The sequence below is a fragment of the Lutispora sp. QWL-02 genome, assembly GCF_058315355.1.
This window is the reverse complement of sequence record NZ_CM177762.1, coordinates 3,044,466-3,063,550: the sequence shown is the minus strand read 5'-3', so window position 1 is coordinate 3,063,550 and position 19,085 is coordinate 3,044,466. Positions and strand designations below refer to the sequence as shown.

General features: G+C 38.3%; 29 protein-coding genes. 27 read left to right on the top strand and 2 right to left on the bottom strand.

What is annotated here, in order from left to right; all coding sequences use genetic code 11:
• Positions 1-8: 8 nt before the first annotated feature.
• On the bottom strand, positions 9-419 hold the full coding sequence (locus tag AC4HCY_RS14615; RefSeq protein ID WP_491094498.1) for a helix-turn-helix domain-containing protein: 411 nt from the start codon (positions 417-419) through the stop codon (positions 9-11).
• Positions 420-596: 177 nt separating this feature from the next.
• On the opposite strand from AC4HCY_RS14615, the gene AC4HCY_RS14610 reads away from it, so the two are divergent.
• The 3 genes from AC4HCY_RS14610 to AC4HCY_RS14600 all read left to right on the top strand — a co-directional run bounded on the left by AC4HCY_RS14610 (position 597) and on the right by AC4HCY_RS14600 (position 1,356).
• Entirely contained in the window at positions 597-857 is a 261-nt protein-coding gene (locus AC4HCY_RS14610; RefSeq protein WP_491094497.1) for a helix-turn-helix domain-containing protein, read from the top strand.
• Positions 858-917: 60 nt separating this feature from the next.
• Entirely contained in the window at positions 918-1,097 is a 180-nt protein-coding gene (locus tag AC4HCY_RS14605; protein WP_491094496.1) for a hypothetical protein, read from the top strand.
• A 70-nt stretch (positions 1,098-1,167) separates the two neighbouring features.
• Entirely contained in the window at positions 1,168-1,356 is a 189-nt protein-coding gene (locus tag AC4HCY_RS14600) for a hypothetical protein (RefSeq protein WP_491094495.1), read from the top strand.
• A 7-nt stretch (positions 1,357-1,363) separates the two neighbouring features.
• Here the strand turns inward: AC4HCY_RS14600 and AC4HCY_RS14595 are convergent, their stop codons facing one another.
• Complete coding sequence (locus AC4HCY_RS14595; protein ID WP_491094494.1) at positions 1,364-1,633, bottom strand: hypothetical protein; 270 nt, start codon at positions 1,631-1,633, stop codon at positions 1,364-1,366.
• A 73-nt stretch (positions 1,634-1,706) separates the two neighbouring features.
• Here AC4HCY_RS14595 and AC4HCY_RS14590 point away from each other — a divergent pair, with 73 nt between their 5' ends.
• The 24 genes from AC4HCY_RS14590 to AC4HCY_RS14475 all read left to right on the top strand — a co-directional run bounded on the left by AC4HCY_RS14590 (position 1,707) and on the right by AC4HCY_RS14475 (position 19,076).
• The gene (locus tag AC4HCY_RS14590; protein ID WP_491094493.1) at positions 1,707-2,444 is read left to right on the top strand and encodes a phage antirepressor KilAC domain-containing protein; all 738 of its coding nucleotides are present in this window, start codon (positions 1,707-1,709) and stop codon (positions 2,442-2,444) included.
• Entirely contained in the window at positions 2,441-2,590 is a 150-nt protein-coding gene (locus AC4HCY_RS14585; protein WP_491094492.1) for a hypothetical protein, read from the top strand. The genes AC4HCY_RS14590 and AC4HCY_RS14585 overlap by 4 nt, the downstream gene beginning before the upstream one ends.
• Before the next feature lie 5 nt (positions 2,591-2,595).
• Positions 2,596-2,958, top strand: a complete 363-nt coding sequence (locus tag AC4HCY_RS14580; protein ID WP_491094491.1) for a YfdP family phage-associated protein — start codon at positions 2,596-2,598, stop codon at positions 2,956-2,958.
• Between the two features lie 18 nt (positions 2,959-2,976).
• On the top strand, positions 2,977-3,711 hold the full coding sequence (locus tag AC4HCY_RS14575) for a hypothetical protein (protein ID WP_491094490.1): 735 nt from the start codon (positions 2,977-2,979) through the stop codon (positions 3,709-3,711).
• Positions 3,712-3,754: 43 nt separating this feature from the next.
• Positions 3,755-3,997: an AbrB/MazE/SpoVT family DNA-binding domain-containing protein gene (locus AC4HCY_RS14570; RefSeq protein ID WP_491094489.1), complete on the top strand. Its 243-nt coding sequence runs from the start codon at positions 3,755-3,757 to the stop codon at positions 3,995-3,997.
• A 14-nt stretch (positions 3,998-4,011) separates the two neighbouring features.
• Positions 4,012-4,161 (top strand): hypothetical protein, encoded by a 150-nt coding sequence (locus tag AC4HCY_RS14565; protein WP_491094488.1) that lies wholly within the window; start codon positions 4,012-4,014, stop codon positions 4,159-4,161.
• Positions 4,162-4,246: 85 nt separating this feature from the next.
• Positions 4,247-5,110 (top strand): ERF family protein, encoded by an 864-nt coding sequence (locus AC4HCY_RS14560; RefSeq protein ID WP_491094487.1) that lies wholly within the window; start codon positions 4,247-4,249, stop codon positions 5,108-5,110.
• An 11-nt stretch (positions 5,111-5,121) separates the two neighbouring features.
• Positions 5,122-6,033 (top strand): DUF1351 domain-containing protein, encoded by a 912-nt coding sequence (locus tag AC4HCY_RS14555; RefSeq protein WP_491094486.1) that lies wholly within the window; start codon positions 5,122-5,124, stop codon positions 6,031-6,033.
• Entirely contained in the window at positions 6,033-6,359 is a 327-nt protein-coding gene (locus tag AC4HCY_RS14550) for a hypothetical protein (protein WP_491094485.1), read from the top strand. The genes AC4HCY_RS14555 and AC4HCY_RS14550 overlap by 1 nt, the downstream gene beginning before the upstream one ends.
• Before the next feature lie 19 nt (positions 6,360-6,378).
• On the top strand, positions 6,379-6,885 hold the full coding sequence (locus tag AC4HCY_RS14545) for a hypothetical protein (protein WP_491094484.1): 507 nt from the start codon (positions 6,379-6,381) through the stop codon (positions 6,883-6,885).
• A 15-nt stretch (positions 6,886-6,900) separates the two neighbouring features.
• Positions 6,901-8,190 carry a phosphoadenosine phosphosulfate reductase family protein gene (locus tag AC4HCY_RS14540; protein WP_491094483.1) on the top strand — a complete coding sequence of 430 codons (1,290 nt, stop codon included), beginning with the start codon at positions 6,901-6,903 and terminating at the stop codon, positions 8,188-8,190.
• Positions 8,191-8,202: 12 nt separating this feature from the next.
• A complete protein-coding gene (locus tag AC4HCY_RS14535; protein ID WP_491094482.1) occupies positions 8,203-10,710 on the top strand; it encodes a DNA methyltransferase in 2,508 nt (835 codons plus the stop codon).
• Between the two features lie 23 nt (positions 10,711-10,733).
• The gene (locus AC4HCY_RS14530) at positions 10,734-12,383 is read left to right on the top strand and encodes a DNA cytosine methyltransferase (RefSeq protein WP_491094481.1); all 1,650 of its coding nucleotides are present in this window, start codon (positions 10,734-10,736) and stop codon (positions 12,381-12,383) included.
• A 24-nt stretch (positions 12,384-12,407) separates the two neighbouring features.
• Complete coding sequence (locus AC4HCY_RS14525) at positions 12,408-12,614, top strand: hypothetical protein (protein WP_491094480.1); 207 nt, start codon at positions 12,408-12,410, stop codon at positions 12,612-12,614.
• Positions 12,611-13,060 carry a hypothetical protein gene (locus AC4HCY_RS14520; protein ID WP_491094479.1) on the top strand — a complete coding sequence of 150 codons (450 nt, stop codon included), beginning with the start codon at positions 12,611-12,613 and terminating at the stop codon, positions 13,058-13,060. Before AC4HCY_RS14525 ends, AC4HCY_RS14520 begins: the two co-directional genes overlap by 4 nt.
• The gene (locus AC4HCY_RS14515) at positions 12,942-13,559 is read left to right on the top strand and encodes a RusA family crossover junction endodeoxyribonuclease (RefSeq protein ID WP_491096128.1); all 618 of its coding nucleotides are present in this window, start codon (positions 12,942-12,944) and stop codon (positions 13,557-13,559) included. Before AC4HCY_RS14520 ends, AC4HCY_RS14515 begins: the two co-directional genes overlap by 119 nt.
• 65 nt (positions 13,560-13,624) lie before the next feature.
• Complete coding sequence (locus tag AC4HCY_RS14510; RefSeq protein WP_491094478.1) at positions 13,625-14,119, top strand: MazG-like family protein; 495 nt, start codon at positions 13,625-13,627, stop codon at positions 14,117-14,119.
• A gap of 33 nt (positions 14,120-14,152) precedes the next feature.
• A complete protein-coding gene (locus AC4HCY_RS14505; RefSeq protein WP_491094477.1) occupies positions 14,153-14,539 on the top strand; it encodes a hypothetical protein in 387 nt (128 codons plus the stop codon).
• Positions 14,540-14,589: 50 nt separating this feature from the next.
• Positions 14,590-15,252: a hypothetical protein gene (locus AC4HCY_RS14500; RefSeq protein ID WP_491094476.1), complete on the top strand. Its 663-nt coding sequence runs from the start codon at positions 14,590-14,592 to the stop codon at positions 15,250-15,252.
• A gap of 120 nt (positions 15,253-15,372) precedes the next feature.
• Positions 15,373-15,552 (top strand): hypothetical protein, encoded by a 180-nt coding sequence (locus AC4HCY_RS14495; RefSeq protein ID WP_491094475.1) that lies wholly within the window; start codon positions 15,373-15,375, stop codon positions 15,550-15,552.
• Positions 15,549-15,689, top strand: coding sequence for a hypothetical protein (locus AC4HCY_RS14490; protein ID WP_491094474.1), 141 nt, complete (start codon positions 15,549-15,551; stop codon positions 15,687-15,689). Before AC4HCY_RS14495 ends, AC4HCY_RS14490 begins: the two co-directional genes overlap by 4 nt.
• A gap of 171 nt (positions 15,690-15,860) precedes the next feature.
• A complete protein-coding gene (locus AC4HCY_RS14485) occupies positions 15,861-16,742 on the top strand; it encodes a hypothetical protein (protein ID WP_491094473.1) in 882 nt (293 codons plus the stop codon).
• Between the two features lie 157 nt (positions 16,743-16,899).
• Positions 16,900-17,631, top strand: coding sequence for a helix-turn-helix domain-containing protein (locus AC4HCY_RS14480; protein ID WP_491094472.1), 732 nt, complete (start codon positions 16,900-16,902; stop codon positions 17,629-17,631).
• A gap of 74 nt (positions 17,632-17,705) precedes the next feature.
• Entirely contained in the window at positions 17,706-19,076 is a 1,371-nt protein-coding gene (locus tag AC4HCY_RS14475) for a terminase large subunit domain-containing protein (protein WP_491094471.1), read from the top strand.
• The last annotated feature ends 9 nt before the right edge of the window (positions 19,077-19,085 follow it).

Genomic DNA, 19,085 nt, shown 5'->3' with positions numbered 1-19,085 from the left:
CGGCACCTCTATTTTTTGTATTTATAAGCGACTAATTTCATTTGTTCCAATAATGCATTTGCGAATTCTAGTACTTTTTCATCATCTAATTTATCAACATCAAATCCTTCTGATGCAAATATTCGATAGTGTCTTTTTATATAAGTACGAGCATCATTAGGTTTGTCAAATTGCTCAGGGATAGAATAGTCATTTGTATTTTCTGAAATACCAAGCAACCAACTTATATCTACTCCTAAAGCCAAAGCAAATTCATTTAGCTTTGCTGTTGTTGCTTCCTCTACCTTGCCGGATTCATATTTAGAAACACTACTTTCAGATAAACCTACCTTTTGTCCAAGTTCTTTTTGAGTCAAGTGTAATTCTTTTCTTTTAGACTTAATACGATTACCTATATCTGTATAGTTTAAATTAACCACTCTCTACAACCTCCATATTAGAATTTATATATACAATATAACATTTTTTCGTTTAAATCAAGATTTTATGAAAAAAATTATAAAAAACTTTCGTTTGACTATTGTTTTTTGATGTGTTTATGATATACTGAATACATAAAAACTTTCGTTGAACGAAAGAAAGGCGGTGATGTCGAGATGTTTAATGTGAAAGAATTTGAAAAAAAACTTATAGATAAGGATTTAACTAGGGGTAAATTAGCCAAAAAAATTGGCATGGCTTCTAATACTTTATCTATGAAAGCTGACGGGCGCTCTGATTTTAAAATATCAGAAGCAGTTGCAATTGCAGAAGAATTAGGGTTATCTAACAGTGAATTCATGCTTATTTTTTTTAACAAAAAACTTTCGTTGAAAGAAAGTTTTGATGAAGAATTAGCTACTCAAGAAGTGGTATAAGAAAGCTGATTAGTAATAGTACAAATTAAGCAGCTCATAGGATATACAGGGGTGATTTTCGTGGAGAGAAAAGTTCAAGTAGGTAATGTTGTAAAAGAGTACAAAAGGGGTAATACAAGAATAAAGATTTGTGATGATTGCTATAGAGATAACACTCCAGAAGATGTAGAGAGAATATTAAAAAGGATTACTGATATTGGTCTCAGGTATCTAAAAATAAATGAAATTTCACAACAGTAGAAAAAGGCGAGGATATGTTCCACCTGTAGGAGTACATAAGGTAAATAAGCATAGGGAGGAGGAGAGAGGCTTGTATAAAAAGGTGATTTTATCACTAGATTATGGAACTCATGGAGGAAACGAGGAGTACGACCTAGATAAGCAAAAGGAAGAGCTAAAAAGAAAGGTTAATGATTTAATTGATGCCAACCCACAGAGGATATGTTTATTATTTGAAAATGAAAAAGGGCGCGGGATTGGCGTAAACAACCCCGCATAAAGAATAGCTAGCTGCCAAGTAGTCTTTTGAGTGCCTCATTACCACATATAGAATTATACCAAGCTGCATCACCAGCAAGAGTTGCTACAAATAATATGTCATTTGAATCCATGTGTTTCCATAGGTTATCACGCACAGTCTGGCAAGAGTCTGCCGTTGATATAATCCAACATGATTTAGCAACTTTGCACCAATCTGGATAAGATTGAATAGCTTCGATTAAAGAATTATAGTTACGACCTGGCGCACATAGATCATATGTTATTAATTTAGACATAAAACCACCTCCTCTCAACAAAATTTTACCATTGATGGGAGGGTTGTACAAGATTTGTGGAAAGGAGATTTGTATGAATGAGTTAATAAAAATTGAAATTAATGAAAATAATGAGCAGGCAGTATCAGCTAGAGAGCTGCATGAGAAGCTAGGCATACAAAAGAGATTTACTGATTGGTTTTCATATCAAGCGGAAAAGCTTGGACTTAGAGAAGGATTTGAGTTTATCACAATTTTGGGAGAAACCTCCCCGATAGGTGGCAGGCCAGCAACAGATTATATAGTCCCTCTGGATATAGCAAAGCATATATGTATGATATCCGGAGGAGAAAAAGCTCATGCAATAAGAGAGTATTTCATTCAGGTAGAGCGTGCATGGAACAGTCCGGAGCAGGTTATGGCCAGAGCATTACAGATTGCAAATAGAAGTATTGATACTTATAAGGACAAGCTTCTGACAATGGAGCAGACAGTGAAAGAGCTTGCACCGGCTGCTGAGTTTGGAAATGCAATAGGTAATTGTAAGGACGCTATACTCATTAGAGATTTTGCCAAGGTCCTTGCTAACGCAGGCATTAAGATAGGGCAGGACAGGCTATTCGGTTGGCTACATACAAAGGGATATATATTCAGAGACAGATCATCCAGGGACTGGAGACCTTATCAGAGATTTGTTGACCAAGGGTTATTCAGGGTAAAAGAGACTAAGGTTGGGACAAGCTCACATGGTGAGAAAATCAGTTTTACAACAAAGATAACTGGCAAAGGTCAGAAATACTTCTATGAAAAGATTAAGGGGGCTATAGCATGAGGAGATGGCGCATAGTTGACCTTGAAAAGTTTGTAGCTACTATCGTTATCATAGCTCTGTTAATCGGTATGTGTTCAGCAATAAATACTATTGAGGATAGAGCAGAGAGACAAATAGAACAAATAGGATGGATTGAAGGGAGGTGAAGAAATTGGACAGGCTTACTATTGCTAATTTAGCCAGAGGGGCATTGGTAGAGCAGTTTGAAACCGAGCTGGAAAAGGTTCTTGATAACATTATTGACCCTAACACGGATCCTAAGAAGGCAAGAAAAATACAGATTACTCTTGAGATTAAGCCTAATGAGAAGCGCAATATGGCAGACGTGAAGTTCCAGACTAAATCCAACCTAGTACCAGTTAATACAGTGTCAACGGCAATCATCATTGACAAAGACAAAGATGGCAATGTAGCGGCAGCAGAGTTGGATCGGGAAATAGTCGGACAGTTGAAGTTCGCAGATGATGGCAACATAGAGGAGACCGGAACCAAAGTGACCTACATAAGAAAATAAAAAATGGAGGGAAATAAGATGATACAAAAAGCATTGGAGTACATTGTTAACCTTAGCAAGGCTGAGATATTGGATCTTCATGGTCAGAAGTATTCAACTAAGAAGCTAACCCATATCGAGGAACCAACACCTGCTAATCTAAGCATTACTACTCTTGCAGGCTTAGTGGACTATATAAAGTCAGGAATAGATTTAGATGCAAAACTCCCGGAGGAAGATGAGCCATATTACCCAACAGATGATCTTTTGGTTCAAGTGGTATCGCCGAGAGCGGTCAGACTTTATTCTCCTTTAAAAGAGGATGAAAACAGAGATTGTTATATCGAGTGTACTGCATTGACTCCGGATATCAGGCTAAATCAGTTCATTGATACTGAAAACTTTAACATAATGTTGCAGAGTTGCTTTGTTCCTAATGGTGATTTAGGGGCAGTATTGAAAATTGTAGGCAATATCAGAGAGGAACAGGTCCAAGAAGTAGGAGATGACGGGATATCTCAACAGGTTACAGCTAAGGTAGGAATAGCGAGGGTAGAGAGTATAACGGTTCCAAATCCGGTGACATTACAACCATTCCGAACTTTTGTTGAAGTTGAACAGCCTGAAAGCAAGTTCATATTCCGTATGCAGAGCGGTCCAAAGGCGGCTTTGTTTGAAGCTGATGGCGGTGCTTGGAGGCTAGAGGCTATGAAGAATATCAAGGATTATCTAAAACAAGAACTGGATGGATATTCAGTAAAGATAATTTCATAAAAGGGTGCTAATAAAAAGCACCCTAATAAGAGGAGGAGAAACGATGAAATCAATGGGTATTGTGAGGAGAATTGATGAGTTAGGAAGAGTAGTAATTCCCAGAGAGCTTAGGAGAACTCTAGATATCAAAGATAATGACCCAGTAGAAATATTCACTGAGGAAGATGGGAATATCGTTCTTAGGAAATATCAGCCGGGCTGCATTTGCTGCAATAGGCTTGATAATCTTAAGCAACTACCGAATGGATTCGGTATATGTGCAGATTGTCTTAGTCAGATTAAATAGTTGGAGGGATGAACATGACAGTAGCAGAGATAATTGAGAAATTAAGCAAATATGATGAGAATGCGAGGGTTTTAGATTTTGATGATGTGGATTATATGATATCTAATATATTTTACGATCCGGAAACAGATGAGATATATGTTGAGTTTGATACAGCAGGATAAAAAAAGAGCTGCCTAAAGCAGCCAAAATAAATATTTACAAGGCCAGTATAACACTGGCCGCCATAAATTTCAAGGAGGAGTAATAATGCCTGAGGAAGCAAGCGAGAAGATGAACATATATCAGAAACTCCAAGAGTGCAGGGTAGCTCTTGCTAAGAAGAATTTAAAAAAGTCAGGTAAAAACAAGTATTCAGGATATTCATATTATGAGCTGGGAGATTTTCTGCCGGCAGCTAATGAGGTAATGCTTGAAAAAGGACTAACAGCTATATTTAAACCTAATTTACCAGGTGATGATATAGCCACTCTAACTATTATAAATCTTGATAATACTGAAGAGACTCACATATTTTCCAGCAGTGTTTCAGTTGCAAATTTAAGTGGATGCCAAGAAATTCAGAATATAGGAGCTACACAAACATACATGAGAAGGTATCTCTACACAATGGCCTTAGAGATTGCTGAGAGTGATGCAATAGAGCCTATGACAGGTCAGCCGGCAGAGGAGAAATCTGCAGAAGAGCCTTTGACATTTGAAAAGGCTTCAAGCATGAAGTTAACTTTCGGTAAACACAAGGGTAAAACATTACTGGAGGTATATGATAAGCATCCGGACTATGTGTCCTGGTTTTTTGAAAATATGCAAGATGATAATATAAAGGCTGCTTTCAAGATAATAGATGAGCATTTTAATGAGCCTATGGATTTTGAAACCTTAGTGGATGAAACAAAGGTTGAGGCCATCAAGGAGATGCTTAAAAAGACTAATTCTCCTGAGAACGAATTTTTAAAATTCTACAGGATTGAGCGATTGGAAGACATGACATTAGACATATTTGCCAGGGCCATGAGAGCTCTGGAAAAAAAGTTAGAGAAGATGCCTAAAGAAAATAAAGTGGATTATTCAGGTACACATTTTGAGGATGATGCCGATGATCTGCCAATTTAGGAGGGGTATAAATGGAAGTTGTTGAGAATATGGATTTTGAGATATTGGATAAGCAGTTACCGGTTATAACTATCGATTTTGACAGCTTGAAGAAACAGCTTACACAGGCTGTGGCCGATTATAAAAGCTTGGTAGTTACCGAGGACCAGTTAAGTCTCTGTAAAGAAAAGCAAAGAGAATTATCCGGTCTCAGAAATAAAATAGATAGGTACCGCAAAGATGTAAAAGCTGAAATGTCAAAGCCTATAGTCGAGTTTGAGGATAAGTGCAAGGATCTGATAAAGATTGTAGAACAGGCTGAGAGGTCTTTAAAAGATGGTATCCAGGTATTTGATGACAAGAAGCGAGAGGAAAAGCGCAAGATAGCTGAACAGTTAAGACAGGCCATAATAGAGCAGCATGAGCTTAAGCCTAAATATGCTGAGCAGCTGACCATATTGGATAAGTATATGAACCTGATAGCTAAAGCAAGTGAAGTAAGAGAAGATCTGGAGCAGAGAGCCTTCATCCTTCTTGGAGAGCAGAATAAAGAGCAGGAAATGCTTGATATCATCAATGACACTATAGCGAATGCAAACAAGGATATAAAAGCTCAGCTGAGTATAGCAGACTTCCAAAGACTTATCGATAGAGGACTGAGTGCAAGGGATATTATAACTGAAATAAACATGCGGGCTAAGCAGATAAGAGAAGCAGAAAGCCCACCAACAGAGCTGGGGGAACCACAGCAGGAGGTATCAAAGCCTGAAACTGAATCATTACCGGAGCCAGCACAACAGGCTGCAGGATCAGTCAAGGATGAGTCATTTTACTTTGTAGAGCTGAGAATAGAAGAAACATGGAAAGGCATTGCTAAATTATCGGAGCTGCTAAAGAATAATGGCTTTATATACACTGTCCTAAATAAGGGTAAAGTCGATTAGTGGACAAGCATATAAGAGAAGCTGTATTTGAAAGAGCAACCCCTCCCGGAGAATCTTATGCAGTGTGTGAAGGTTGTAAAAAGGAGATTGCAACTCAATTTCACCACTGCATTGGAGGCAACGGGAAGCGCAAACAGCATGAGAGTGTAGAAACAGGTTTTGCGCTGGGGCTTAATTGTCATACCTTGATTGAGAGCCATAAAGGAGCAGCATTAAGGCGAAAACTTATTCTTATAGCTCAACAGAGATATTTTGATCAGGGACTTAATGAGGATGAAGTAAGGGTAAAAATGGGGGGCAAGTTATATGCCCCTCTTCAGGAATAGGAGACAATGGGGTGATCTCTTGGAGGGATGGGTAAGTTTATATAGACAAATTCAAAAAAGCTGGCTTTGGGAGGAAAAACCATTCAGCAGAGGTCAAGCATGGATAGACATGCTTCTTAGTGCAAATCACAAGGATAGCAAAGTACATTTTGATGGTAAGTTGCATGAAGTTAAAAGAGGAAGCTTTATTACATCCATCCGGAAATTGTGTGAAAGATGGGGATGGTCCAATACCAAAGTTAAGAGTTTTTTAGATCTGTGTGTTGTCGAGGAAATGATTACATATAAAAGCGACACTAAAAAGACGGTTGTAACCATTGTAAATTATGACTTGTATCAGAATCCAAACGACACAGAAGCATCACAAAAGCATCACAGAAACGACACTGAAACGTCACAGAAACACACAAACAATAATGATAATAATATTAATCTATTATCTTTATATAATAAAGAGCTCTTGGATGGTATATCTCCTGAAGCAGAAAAAAAGCTTCTGGAAATTAGAAATGGCATATTTGGATGATAAGGAGGGCACTGAATGTTTATAAGCTACGAAGATTTGAATATAGAGCAAAAGAGGAACTTGGATTATAAGCTGCAAAAGACCATTACAGAAATTGCTTTAGCACTCAAGGTATGCAAGCATCGCCCCGCAATAGCCTTTTCAGGTGGTAAGGACAGCACAGTCCTGTGGCATTTAATCCGGACATACTTCCCGGAATGGGTTGAACGGTTTGTTATCATCTACGGGAATACCGGTGTGGAATATCCGGAATGCGTTAAGTTTGCCAGACAGATGAAGAATGATTGGAAGTCAAATTTCTATGAAACCGTGCCGGAGCGGACAGATTGTGCAGGGCTGAAGTACAAAGCTCAACAGGAAGTACTGCAATATCTTATTGACAGCGGTAATATACATAAGGTTCTGAAGAAGGATGGAAAGTTGAAAAGCACTGCTGCTCTGGAAAATGCTTGCCCGGCTCACCTGAGGGTGAAGTTCGAAGATAAGAAATTGATATGGCCTGAAGGTACCCGTAAATCTTATTGGTGGTGCACAGACCAGTATGGATACCCAATGCTTGGGAAGGCATTCTCAAAACTCAAAGCCCATCGCATAAATATAGACTGTTTCCTTCAGTTCTCGGAGAGCCAAAGCAATGATAAGAAACTGTTGGCCTACTATGACATATTGAGAGAAGTGAAAATATCTCAGGCCTGCTGCGACACTCTGAAGAAAGAACCAAGTGAACTGTTACAAGCTGAGCTTGATGTAGATGTAATATTCAAAGGCCTGATGGCATCAGAATCCAGAACAAGGCAAACGAACTTCATTACTAGGGGTTATCTATTCCAGTCTCATCGGGAGCATCTGGGTGGAGAAGAGGGAGATCCATTCTGGCACTGTAACCCGATTTCCATATGGACAGATGATGATATTTGGGAATATATTAAGCGGTTCAATGTTCCTTACGCTGCACTATATGATATGGGTTTCACGGACTCAAATGGAATCTATCACAAAATCAAGCGTAATGGCTGCATGGGCTGTGGCACAGACCTACTGTATCCCAATAATCATATGGCTATGTTGCGGAGAACACATAACAAGCAGTGGATTGCTTTCATGAAAAACGGAATGGCTGCCGAAATACAAAAGCTGCAGGTAGAGAAGCGTAAAGGGCAGCTGTCAATCCTGGATGTATATAGTGCTGATGACCTCCTGGATATAAGACCTTGTGCATTTGACCGTATAGATAAGCTGGTTCTTGGAGATGACACCTGGAATGATGAAGAACTGGATTTTGATCCTGATGCAGATGCAGCATAAGGGGGTAGGATCATGAATTATATTGATTTTCTAAAATCCAAGATTGAAATAGCTAAAGATACTGGTTTTGATATAGATCTAGATAAAATAAATCCAATACTTAAACCTCATCAAAGGGATGCAGTGAGGTGGGCGGTTAAAGGCGGACGTAGAGCATTATTTGAAGCTTTTGGATTAGGTAAGACAATTCAAGAGTTGGAATTTTGCCGAATTGTAGGCGAACGTGAGGAAGCCCAATCTCTTATAGTTCTCCCCCTTGGGGTTAAGCAAGAATTTTATAGAGATGCAGTAAATTTATTAAAAATAAGGCCTCCTAAATATGTGAGAACAATGGAGGAAGTTAAAGCAACATCTGACAGTATACTTATGACAAATTATGAACGAGTGAGGGATGGGGATATAGACCCTAAATACTTTAAGGCTGCAGCTGGACTTGATGAAGCTTCTGTACTTAGGAGTTTTGGGAGTAAGACCTATCAAACATTCTTGGATAAGTTCAAAGGAGTACCCTACAAGCTGGTTAGCACAGCGACACCTTCACCAAATAGGTATAAAGAGCTTATTCATTATGCAGGATTCCTAGAGATTATGGACACAGGACAAGCTTTAACAAGATTCTTCCAGAGAGATTCTACTAAGGCAAACAACTTAACACTGTATCCGCATAAAGAAGAGGAGTTTTGGCTGTGGGTTAGCAGCTGGGCGTTATTTATTACTAAACCATCTGACTTAGGCTATGACGATACCGGTTATGATTTACCTCCTTTGTACGTTAGATATCATGAAATACCTGTTAACCATAGGACTGCAGGTATAGATAAGAATGGCCAATATAAATTAATAAGAGATGCTGCAATATCACTTAAGGATGCAGCAAAAGAGAAGAGAGACAGCATAGATGATAGGGTTGCAAAAATGGCCAGCATTGTAAACTCAGAACCGGAAACACACTTTATTTTATGGCATGACTTAGAAGCTGAACGACATGCAATTAAAAAGGCATTACCCGAGGTGGTAGACATATATGGCAGTCAAGACATAGAACTCAGGGAACAGAGAGTTATAGACTTCTCAGATGGCAAAATAAAACTATTTGCAACAAAGAAGGAGCTATCAGGATCCGGATGCAACTTCCAGAGGCATTGTCATAGAGCGATATTTCTTGGGATAGATTATGAGTTTAATGACTTTATTCAGGCTATACACCGCATATATAGATTCCTTCAGGCTGAGCAAGTCATAATTGACATTATTTATACAGAGAGTGAACGCCAGATTTTGCAGATCCTTCTCAAGAAATGGGAGCAACATAACTACTTAACAGAGAAGATGACAGAGATTATTAAAAAGCATGGTTTATCAAATATATATCTTGCAGAAAAAATGACTCGAAGCATGGGGGTGAAAAGAGTGAAAGTTGAGGGCAAATATTTCACAGCAATAAATAATGACTGTATCCTGGAGACTCAGAATATGGCTGAAAACAGTATAGATTTAATACATACTTCCATACCATTTTCAAATCATTATGAATATACACCAAGTTATAATGACTTTGGCCATAACGAGGATAATGAAAAGTTCTTTGAGCAAATGGATTTCTTAACACCTAATCTTTTCAAAGTTCTAAAGCCTGGCCGGATAGCTGCAGTACATGTAAAGGATAGAATCTTATTTGGCAACGCAACAGGAGACGGCATGTCAACAGTAGATCCATTTTCTGATATAACAGTATTTCACTTTATAAAGCATGGATTTAGATACATGGGCCGCATTCCAATCTTAACAGATGTTGTTCGTGAAAATAATCAGACTTATCGTCTTGGATGGACGGAGCAGTGCAAGGATGGCACAAAGATGGGAGTAGGGTGCCCGGAATACATTTTACTGTTTAGGAAGCTTCCATCTGACAAATCTAAAGCATATGCAGACGTGCCGGTTGTAAAGTCTAAAGATGAATATACCAGAGCGCAATGGCAGATTGATGCTCATGCATTTTGGAGAAGCTCCGGAGATAGACTTTTGTCAAAGGAAGAACTCCTCTCAATACCGGTGAACAAGTTACAAGCCGTTTATAGGAAGTATTCACGTAATACGATTTACGATTATTCCGAGCATGTTGAACTAGCTAAGAAGCTTGACGAAAGTGGGAAACTGCCGGCTTCCTTTATGGTAGTAGCTCCCGGAAGCTGGACGGATAAAGTGTGGGACGATATTAACAGAATGAAAACTCTTAATACTACTCAAAGCCATAAAAGAAAGGAATTGCATGTATGCCCCTTGCAAATTGATATTGTTGAGCGGATTATCAATAGATACTCTAATCCAGGTGACGTTGTGTTAGATCCGTTTGGTGGGCTTATGACAGTTCCAAAAGTAGCGGTTGAAATGGGCAGATATGGATACGGTATAGAGCTTAACACGGACTATTTTAGAGATGGAGTAGGGTACCTGAAGGCAGTTGAAGCTGAAATTGATATGCCAACATTGTTTGACTACTTAGACTTAGCACAAGGATAGATGCAAATTTAGGAGGGATTTTATTGAAGATAGTAAATGGTGAGATGGTATTTGAAGAGCTGCATTTGTTTTGTGGCAGCGGAGGCGGTGCTCTTGGATTTCAACAAGCACAGCATGAATACAAAGGCATTAAAGGCAGATTTGAGACTATATGTGGTATTGATGTAGACCCATTGTGCTGTATAGATTTTGAGAAGTTGACAGGTTCACGTGCAGTAGAAATGGATCTGTTTGATAGACAGCAATATATAGATTTTTGGGGCAAAGAACCTCCATTAGAATGGAGAGAAGTAACACCGGATGATATTAAAAAAGCATGTAAAGGTAGGATTCCAGATGGAGTATTTCTGAGCCCACCATGTAAAGGCTTTAGTGGATTGTTACCGGAGAAAACTTCTAAAAGTGCAAAATATCAAGCCTTGAATAGACTGGTTACTAGATCAATATTTCTTACTGTAGAAGCATTCAGGGATGATTTGCCAGCTTTTATATTATTAGAGAATGTGCCACGGATTAAATCGAGGGGCAAGGAACTGCTTAGGGAAGTTACTGGGATGCTAAAGCAGTATGGATATGTTTTTCATAAAGAGGATTATGACTGTGGGGAGTTCGGAGGACTTGGGCAGACTAGAAAAAGATTCCTTCTAATAGCGAGAAATCCAGTTAAGGTACCAAGTTTTATATATGAACCTATAAGACATAACTTAAAAAGTATTGGTGAAATTTTAGGGCCACTGCCTATACCTGGGGATATAGAAAAAGCAGGCATAATGCATAGGCTTCCAAACTTAGCTTGGAAAACATGGGTTAGATTGGCTTTGATTCCTGCTGGAGGAGACTGGAGAGACCTGAACAGAAAATGCTATGCAAATGTCTATCAGGTTGTGCCATGGGATAAGCCGGGCTCAACGGTAACAGGAGCATATAGACCGAACAACGGAGCAATCAGTATTGCAGATAAAAGAGTAGAAGAACAAAAGAGTAATTGGAAACGAACAAGCATTATGAAGGTCCTGAGTTGGGATGAAGCTTCAGGCACGGTCATGGGGAGTGCCAATATCCACGGGACAGGATCAGCTATTGTATCTGATCCGAGAATAAACCACATGCCAAGGTCAGGCGCATACAGAATTGTTAAGTGGGATGAATCTTCACCAACAATAACCGGAAGCACTGGAGCTGGCAAAAGTAATGGGATATCCGGTATAGAAGATCCAAGACTAAATTGTGAGCAGAGAAGTGGATCTTATAGAGTCCTTAGATGGGATAAGCCAGCTAATACAATACTGGGAGCATTGACTATACATAATGGCGCTGGTACAGTTGCAGATCCACGAATCCCAAGCGAAAACGACAAAGGCATATGGCTTATTATCGCTGAAGATGGTACATGGCATAGACCAATTACTAATCTTGAAATGGCAGCTTTGCAAGGCTTACCGGCAACTTTCCCTGATGGGAGTCCACTTGTTTTGGCAGGAAACTCAGAGAAAATATGGAGAGAACACATAGGTAATATGGTACCACCTCCGGCAGCTTGTGGAATAGCAAACACATTACTTGCTACAATGATGCCCAACTATATGAATGAATGGCACTGGGGTTTTTCGGATGACAGGATATGGGTTATGCCTAGTGATGAGAAAGATGAGCAGATATATGAAATAAGTTAATAGAGATTCTGGAGGTGAGTAAACATGCCAAAAGCAATTATGTGCCCATATTTTTCGGAGCCGGATTTCAGAAATAGAATTAGTTGTGAAGACCGGTTTGTAGTAAAGTTTCCGGACCAAAAGCATAAGAGAAGGTACATCAATGAGTTTTGTGGCAGCATAAAAAACTGGAAACACTGCAAATACGCACAGATATTAAATAAAAAATATGAAGGTGAGGAAGCACAATGACTAGGATATCACAGAAAAGATTCTTAGAGATGGAGCTTGAGAAGTGCCAAGGCAAAATAAAGCGTGACGCTGCAATGATAGAAACACTCAAAAACAACATAAAAGGATATGAAGACCTTACAAAGATATATAACGGCTGCATTGCAGCACTATCAGCACAGGTAGCAGGCGGACAGATTCCTGTTGATGGGGCCATAACGATTCCAAGAGCCGAAATACAGGAAGCAATAAAAAAGCAGGCAGTAGCAACTCATTATGACAAGGAAAGCGATTCGTTTATTATTCAGCTGAAGATAGTAGAAGGAGGGAAGAGTGATGATATCTCTAATGGTGAAGGGGAGGGCATACCCGAAAGTAACAATAACAGCTCATCAGGCGAAGGTGGCGAAATCAAGGAATTATGTACCCAGGACGAAAGAGGAAGCAGCGAAGCTTCAGAGGGTTAGGAACACACTTGCATATCAAGAATTAATTGCATGGCATGTAAAGCAGGCCCTCATGAAAGGAGCAAAGGCCGTTGAGGGATATGCAAAGCTGACAGTTAAAGTATTCTTTGCTCCTGATAAAAAAGGGAAGCTTCCTGAGGACCGTGGAGATTTGGACAACCTTCTAAAGTCTATAACAGATGGGCTCCAATATGGTGGAGCCTTTGCACCAAAGAAGGGCTGCAAGAAAGGCAATGATAAGGCAGTAATCAGATTCGGGGATGGGACAGGCATATATATTGGTCAAGAGGACTATATAGAGCTAACACTTGAAGAACTGGAAGAATTCATAACTGCCGGCAGACGTAAATATGACTGGTCTGATGAAGAGCTAAAAAGGCTAAAAGATACATTTAAAAGGCATGGATGGAAGATGGGCTATTATATGGATTTTGGATGCAGTTATATGACCTGTTATAGGAAGCTAATAGAGCTTGGACTATTAAGTGGTAAGGCATGAGATTTAAATTAATTCTAGGGGGTTTTGTGGATGAATTTGAGAGCGTTTGAAAGGGAGGTTTACAAATGAACGGAGCATGTGAATTTGGAAAATGTGAAATATGTGGAAAAGAGACTTGTTTACAGAGGACTTATTTTAGTTATGACATAAAATGCGAGTGTCACAGTCCAAATCATTTTGAATTAGTGAGACATTGCAAGGATTGTATTCCAACGGAACCAAGGGAAACAAAAGTTATATTTTCTACAGAAAAGTTAAAAGAACATAAATCACTGCAAAACATAATATTAGAGGACGTAATAAAAGAGCGTAAACGTCAAGATACCAAGTGGGGAGAGCAAAATCATAGGATGGAGTTTTGGACAGGAATCTTAGGAGAAGAATATGGGGAACTGTGTGAGGCTATAAACGAAACTGTATTTAATAATGGTTCTGAACAGAGACAAAAAGGTGGGTATGAAAACATGAGGAAAGAGGCAATACATGTTGCTGCTGTAGCAGTAGGATTTCTAGAATGTCTTGAGCGGAATAGAGAGAGATGGAGATTGAGATGGATATAGAAAATGTCGTGAATTAAAGAAAGGAGAAATTGTATGATAGTACATTGCGATATGGAAGATTGTAGATACTTTAAAAGTAGTGAATGTCAGAAAAATGAAATTGATTTGGTTGAGTTAGGATGTAACGATTATATTCAACTAACGGATGAAGAACTTCATCCAGATATTTATTATAAACGATTAAAAGCAGAAAGAGATATAAAAGCCCATCCTGATGATTGGGTAAAGACAAGAGGCAAGAAAATTCAATTTCTAGGCAGAGAGATGTTTGAACGATATGGCAGAATAACAGATGGAAGAACTGGTGCATTAATATGCAATGTAGAAGATATGGAAGAAGTTAATAATCAGAAGGATGAACTTATGAAAAAAATTACTAAAAGCGAGTCTGAAAATGGAATAAGTCCATTATATAAGTAATTCACAATTTGAAAAGAATGCGAATTAAATTTAAGGAGGAAAATTAAAAAATGGGTACTAAAGAGTTGTTTGAATTAATACAGTCAAAATTAATTTTGGATTTAAAGGAAAATGAAGTCGAATGCCCTAACTGCAAAGGCTTAAGGATGATGTACGAAGAAAAGGACGGGAAAGGATATATAACAAATTGTTTAAGATGTTATACGGGGAAATTGTACAAGTGTAACCATTGTGGAAAGGCTTATAAATCTCAATGTGACTGTGAGGGTGCCAACCAAGAAAGGAGATGGACTTTAGAGAAAAAGACACAGGAAAAGTTGAACAAGGCTGAAAAAATCAAGTTTTCTGAGTATGATGGCTATTTATCAAGCCCTGTAAATGAAGAAAGAATTGTTGACAAGGAAGAATTTGAAGAGCAGTATCTTGATGAATTTGACGCCGAAACATCACCGAAATATATATTCGCAATGAAGTCAAGTCTCCACTTCGGATTAGATATTTGTGACGTTATCAACGACAAAACGGAAGATGGATACGAAGATATGTATTCGTTTCTAGACATGAAATCCCCATTGCTACAGCAAGCGCAAGAGCTTTTAGATAAGTGGTACAAAGAAAACGAAAAGCAAATTCTTATTTATAACGAGGATTTCACCGTTTGTGTTGATTTATCAGAACTGTACGAGGCAGGGATAAGACAAAGCGTTGTATGACGCATTCCAAAGGTATTATGAAGTACGCTATAAACTCAGTTGTCATAGCAAATTGGGCAATGGCAGACGCGTACTTACAAAGGGCGTGTGTATCAAATATTATGAAAGAGGTGGACAGGCATGGCAAAGGACAAACAGGCTAACTGTAGATATCTACTTACAAAAGATAGAGCACATTATCCAGAAGGATATTGCCTTAAGAAAGTATCAGCTTTGTATCAAGGAATAAATAGAGACTGTGGACGTGATTGCCTTGGAAGTGTTGCCAAAAGGCATATGAAAGCAGGGAAAGAATCATGAAAACATATAAAGTATATGATTTCAGAGATCCCCGGAGATGGAGAATTGTTAGAGCAAAGTCAGGAGCTCAGGCAAAGAATAAGGCTTCCAAGTGGCTGAAGGTTCCTGTAGAGTATCTGGAAGCAGTGAGACTATAAAAGGGGAAAGCAGAAATCTATTATATTGCTTGATATAAATAAACAGCCAGGATTGAAGAAATATTTCATTCTCTGGCTGTTCTTATGTAACAATATGTCAAAATATGCGAAAAATTATTGTAGGAATTTATCTTTATTTGTAGAAGTAATAAAAAAAGAGGAGATGATATAATGAATTTAATACAACAAGCAAATGATTTAGTGAAATTACAAGAGAAATTGCTTATAAAAGCAGATAAGAGAAACGATGGCTCATACACTATACATAGTTGGATGCAATTGTCTAATGCATTAAATTTATTGAAGGATTTTAGCTTTTTAAATGAGCAAGTTAAGCAAATATTTTCTATAGATGAGGTTGTAGCTATACGAATTAATGATTGGATTGCAAGACCAGAGATATATATGAAGCTATCAGAAAAAATAGATGCATTGAAGAAAACAATTGATTCTTGTGTGAAGTTAATATACGAATATACAAATGATGATTTTAATATAACGGAAGGAAATGGATTATTAAATATAGAAATGCCTAATAGTATAAATATGAAAAAAATGTCGTATATTTGTAATGATTTAGATAAAGTATTTAATCAATGCCCTTTGATAAAAGATGAGGTTAAGTTTATTGGGGTAGAGAAAGGTTCCGTATATTTTGTATTTACTACTACAATAGTATCAATTACTGTAATTGGTACTTTGTTAAAAACTGCTTTAGATGTACAAAGAAGGTTTTATCTAAATGAAATGATGAAAAATAAGTTGGAAACAATGGAAGGTCTTAATGATTCATTAAAATTAATAAAGGAACAGCTTGATAATGAAGTAAAAGAATATTGTAAGCAGAAAGCTAAGCAGATAGCAGAAAGCAAAAATTTAGGAAATGAAGAGATGGAAAGATTAGTACTATCTATAAAAACTCTAAGCAAATTGATTGGAGAAGGGGTACAAATGCAATACGTTCTATATGAGGACCAAAAAGATTCTGATTTTACTTTTCCAAAAGCAGAAGAATACACAAATTTATTTGAGGGTATTAAAATGTTAAAATGAAGCTACTTACTATTAGGCGCTCAATATGAGTGCTTTTTTATTTTGTTATTCATAAAGATTATATTGAGCTCAATAGGGGCTCTTTTTTTTATTCCTACCACCACAAACTACAAAAACACCGCAATGATATACAATGATTCTGAAAGGGGGGTGGGGCATGGCAAAGAAGAAACCCAACTGGGAGAAGATAAAAGCGGAATATACGACAACTAAAACTTCTTACCGCAAATTGGCTGAAAAGTATGACATAAGTTTATCCACCCTCGAAAAACGTGCTAAGCGTGAAAACTGGCAGGCTTCAAAGGATATAATTGGGGGTGAAATTGCCGTAAAAACAGAGGCTAAGTTGATGCAAAAACTCACAGAAAAGATATCAGAGAAAAAAGCAGCCAAAATAGTTGATGCACTGGACACTGAAACCCAGGCTATTTCTCTTCTCAATGCAACAATACTCAAAACCCTCCAGGATGATCAGCAGTTCAACCGGCACCTGGTACAGAGAAAAGAAAAGATCTTCAATCATACCGGCAAGACAAAAGATTCCCCTGCTACTGATGAAAGCACAGAAAGTTGGTGGGTAGAGGAGAAAATATTTGAAGTAGTGGATTCAAAAAGGCTAAAAGACATAGCCTCCGCACTTAATATTGTATCCTCATTGCGTAGGGAACTTGAAGGCGTACTCCCGGAAGCAACTAAGCAGAAACTTGATATTGAGCGTGAGAGACTTCAAATGGATAAGGCAAAGTCAGGTGTATTTGATGATCCGGATGAAGAGAACCAGACCGGCATAGTACAAATGCCAGCTGTAGACATTGAAACCTATGAAAAGGACAAGGCTGCAGAACTCGAACGATTGATTGCACAAAAGAAGGCCGGTGATAATCAGTGAGCAGTATTATAATTCCAAAGAAACAAGTACCACAGAATATAGTTTGGACACCGCAATCAAAGCAAGCTTTATTTATGAGCAGACCTGAATTTGAAGGGCTCTATGGGGGAGCTGCTGGAGGTGGAAAGTCGGATGCACTGCTTATGGAGGGATTAAGACAAGTAGAAGATAGGAACTATAGAGGGATTTTATTCCGTAAGACATTCCCACAGCTTACAGAGTTGATGGACAGGTCCATAGATTTATATAAAAGAGCTTTTCCCAAAGCAAGGTTTAATGATTCAAAGCATGTATGGACATTTTCTACAGGAGCCAAGATATATTTTGCTTCCATACAGCATTCAAAAGACCGTTTCAACTATCAAGGGAAGCAGTTTCAGTATGTAGCCTTTGATGAATTAACACATTTTACAGCTGAAGAATATCTATACCTTTTATCCAGATGCAGACCTAGAGGACCTAATCAGCGCTGTTATGTAAGATCATCGGCTAACCCTGGTGGTATAGGACATGGCCATGTAAAAGGCAGATTTATTACACCGATGCCGCCATTGACTAGAAAATATGAACTGCTAGAGGTGGAAGGCAAGTACATGCTGAGAGACAGAATATTTGTCCCTTCTACAGTATTTGATAATAAGATACTACTACAGAATGACCCCAATTACCTTGCTACACTGGCATTATTGCCTGAAGCTGAAATGAAAGCTCTTTTATATGGAGATTGGGACAGCTTCCAAGGGCAAGTATTCAGTGAATGGAAGAATGACAGGAATCATTATGAGGACCACAAGTGGACACATGTAATAAAACCTTTTCAAATTCCATCAGAATGGCGCAGATATAGAACATTTGACTTTGGATATGCTAGACCTTTTTCAGTTGGATGGTGGGCTATAGATTATGACGGTAGGGCATACCGCTATCGTGAATTATATGGCTGTACAAATCAACCGGACCAAGGTGTGAAATGGGAGCCAACTAAAATAGCCCAGAAGATTAAAGAGATTGAGGACAAATATGAGAAGGGTAATAAGATCATTGGTATAGCAGACCCTTCAATATGGGATAAATCCAGAGGTGAATCTATAGCTGAGATGATGGAGCGCTGTGGAATATATTTCTCTCCAGGAGATAACACAAGAATAGCAGGCAAAATGCAAATTCATTATAGATTTGCTTTTGATGATGAAGGTCATCCGATGATGTATGTATTCGAAACCTGCAAGCACTTCATCAGGACCATGCCAAACCTTGTATATGATGAGCTGGATGTCGAGGACGTAGACACAAAGCAGGAAGACCACATATATGATGAGACTAGATATTTCTGTATGGATAATTTAATACCACCACGCAGAAACGTTGCTTCAAAACCTATTCCATACGACCCTCTCAGCACAGATGAGAGTAAGTTTGATAAATACGGATTCTTTAAATTATAAGGAGGGGAA

What these genes read in the sequence shown, in the direction of transcription:
- AC4HCY_RS14610 (WP_491094497.1), top strand. Translation starts at nt 597, where the DNA reads ATGTTTAATGTGAAAGAATTTGAAAAAAAACTTATAGATAAGGATTTA.
- AC4HCY_RS14595 (WP_491094494.1), bottom strand. Translation starts at nt 1,633, where the DNA reads ATGTCTAAATTAATAACATATGATCTATGTGCGCCAGGTCGTAACTAT.
- AC4HCY_RS14590 (WP_491094493.1), top strand. Translation starts at nt 1,707, where the DNA reads ATGAATGAGTTAATAAAAATTGAAATTAATGAAAATAATGAGCAGGCA.
- AC4HCY_RS14585 (WP_491094492.1), top strand. Translation starts at nt 2,441, where the DNA reads ATGAGGAGATGGCGCATAGTTGACCTTGAAAAGTTTGTAGCTACTATC.
- AC4HCY_RS14575 (WP_491094490.1), top strand. Translation starts at nt 2,977, where the DNA reads ATGATACAAAAAGCATTGGAGTACATTGTTAACCTTAGCAAGGCTGAG.
- AC4HCY_RS14570 (WP_491094489.1), top strand. Translation starts at nt 3,755, where the DNA reads ATGAAATCAATGGGTATTGTGAGGAGAATTGATGAGTTAGGAAGAGTA.
- AC4HCY_RS14565 (WP_491094488.1), top strand. Translation starts at nt 4,012, where the DNA reads ATGACAGTAGCAGAGATAATTGAGAAATTAAGCAAATATGATGAGAAT.
- AC4HCY_RS14560 (WP_491094487.1), top strand. Translation starts at nt 4,247, where the DNA reads ATGCCTGAGGAAGCAAGCGAGAAGATGAACATATATCAGAAACTCCAA.
- AC4HCY_RS14555 (WP_491094486.1), top strand. Translation starts at nt 5,122, where the DNA reads ATGGAAGTTGTTGAGAATATGGATTTTGAGATATTGGATAAGCAGTTA.
- AC4HCY_RS14540 (WP_491094483.1), top strand. Translation starts at nt 6,901, where the DNA reads ATGTTTATAAGCTACGAAGATTTGAATATAGAGCAAAAGAGGAACTTG.
- AC4HCY_RS14535 (WP_491094482.1), top strand. Translation starts at nt 8,203, where the DNA reads ATGAATTATATTGATTTTCTAAAATCCAAGATTGAAATAGCTAAAGAT.
- AC4HCY_RS14525 (WP_491094480.1), top strand. Translation starts at nt 12,408, where the DNA reads ATGCCAAAAGCAATTATGTGCCCATATTTTTCGGAGCCGGATTTCAGA.
- AC4HCY_RS14520 (WP_491094479.1), top strand. Translation starts at nt 12,611, where the DNA reads ATGACTAGGATATCACAGAAAAGATTCTTAGAGATGGAGCTTGAGAAG.
- AC4HCY_RS14515 (WP_491096128.1), top strand. Translation starts at nt 12,942, where the DNA reads ATGGTGAAGGGGAGGGCATACCCGAAAGTAACAATAACAGCTCATCAG.
- AC4HCY_RS14510 (WP_491094478.1), top strand. Translation starts at nt 13,625, where the DNA reads ATGAACGGAGCATGTGAATTTGGAAAATGTGAAATATGTGGAAAAGAG.
- AC4HCY_RS14505 (WP_491094477.1), top strand. Translation starts at nt 14,153, where the DNA reads ATGATAGTACATTGCGATATGGAAGATTGTAGATACTTTAAAAGTAGT.
- AC4HCY_RS14500 (WP_491094476.1), top strand. Translation starts at nt 14,590, where the DNA reads ATGGGTACTAAAGAGTTGTTTGAATTAATACAGTCAAAATTAATTTTG.
- AC4HCY_RS14495 (WP_491094475.1), top strand. Translation starts at nt 15,373, where the DNA reads ATGGCAAAGGACAAACAGGCTAACTGTAGATATCTACTTACAAAAGAT.
- AC4HCY_RS14490 (WP_491094474.1), top strand. Translation starts at nt 15,549, where the DNA reads ATGAAAACATATAAAGTATATGATTTCAGAGATCCCCGGAGATGGAGA.
- AC4HCY_RS14485 (WP_491094473.1), top strand. Translation starts at nt 15,861, where the DNA reads ATGAATTTAATACAACAAGCAAATGATTTAGTGAAATTACAAGAGAAA.
- AC4HCY_RS14480 (WP_491094472.1), top strand. Translation starts at nt 16,900, where the DNA reads ATGGCAAAGAAGAAACCCAACTGGGAGAAGATAAAAGCGGAATATACG.
- AC4HCY_RS14475 (WP_491094471.1), top strand. Translation starts at nt 17,706, where the DNA reads ATGAGCAGACCTGAATTTGAAGGGCTCTATGGGGGAGCTGCTGGAGGT.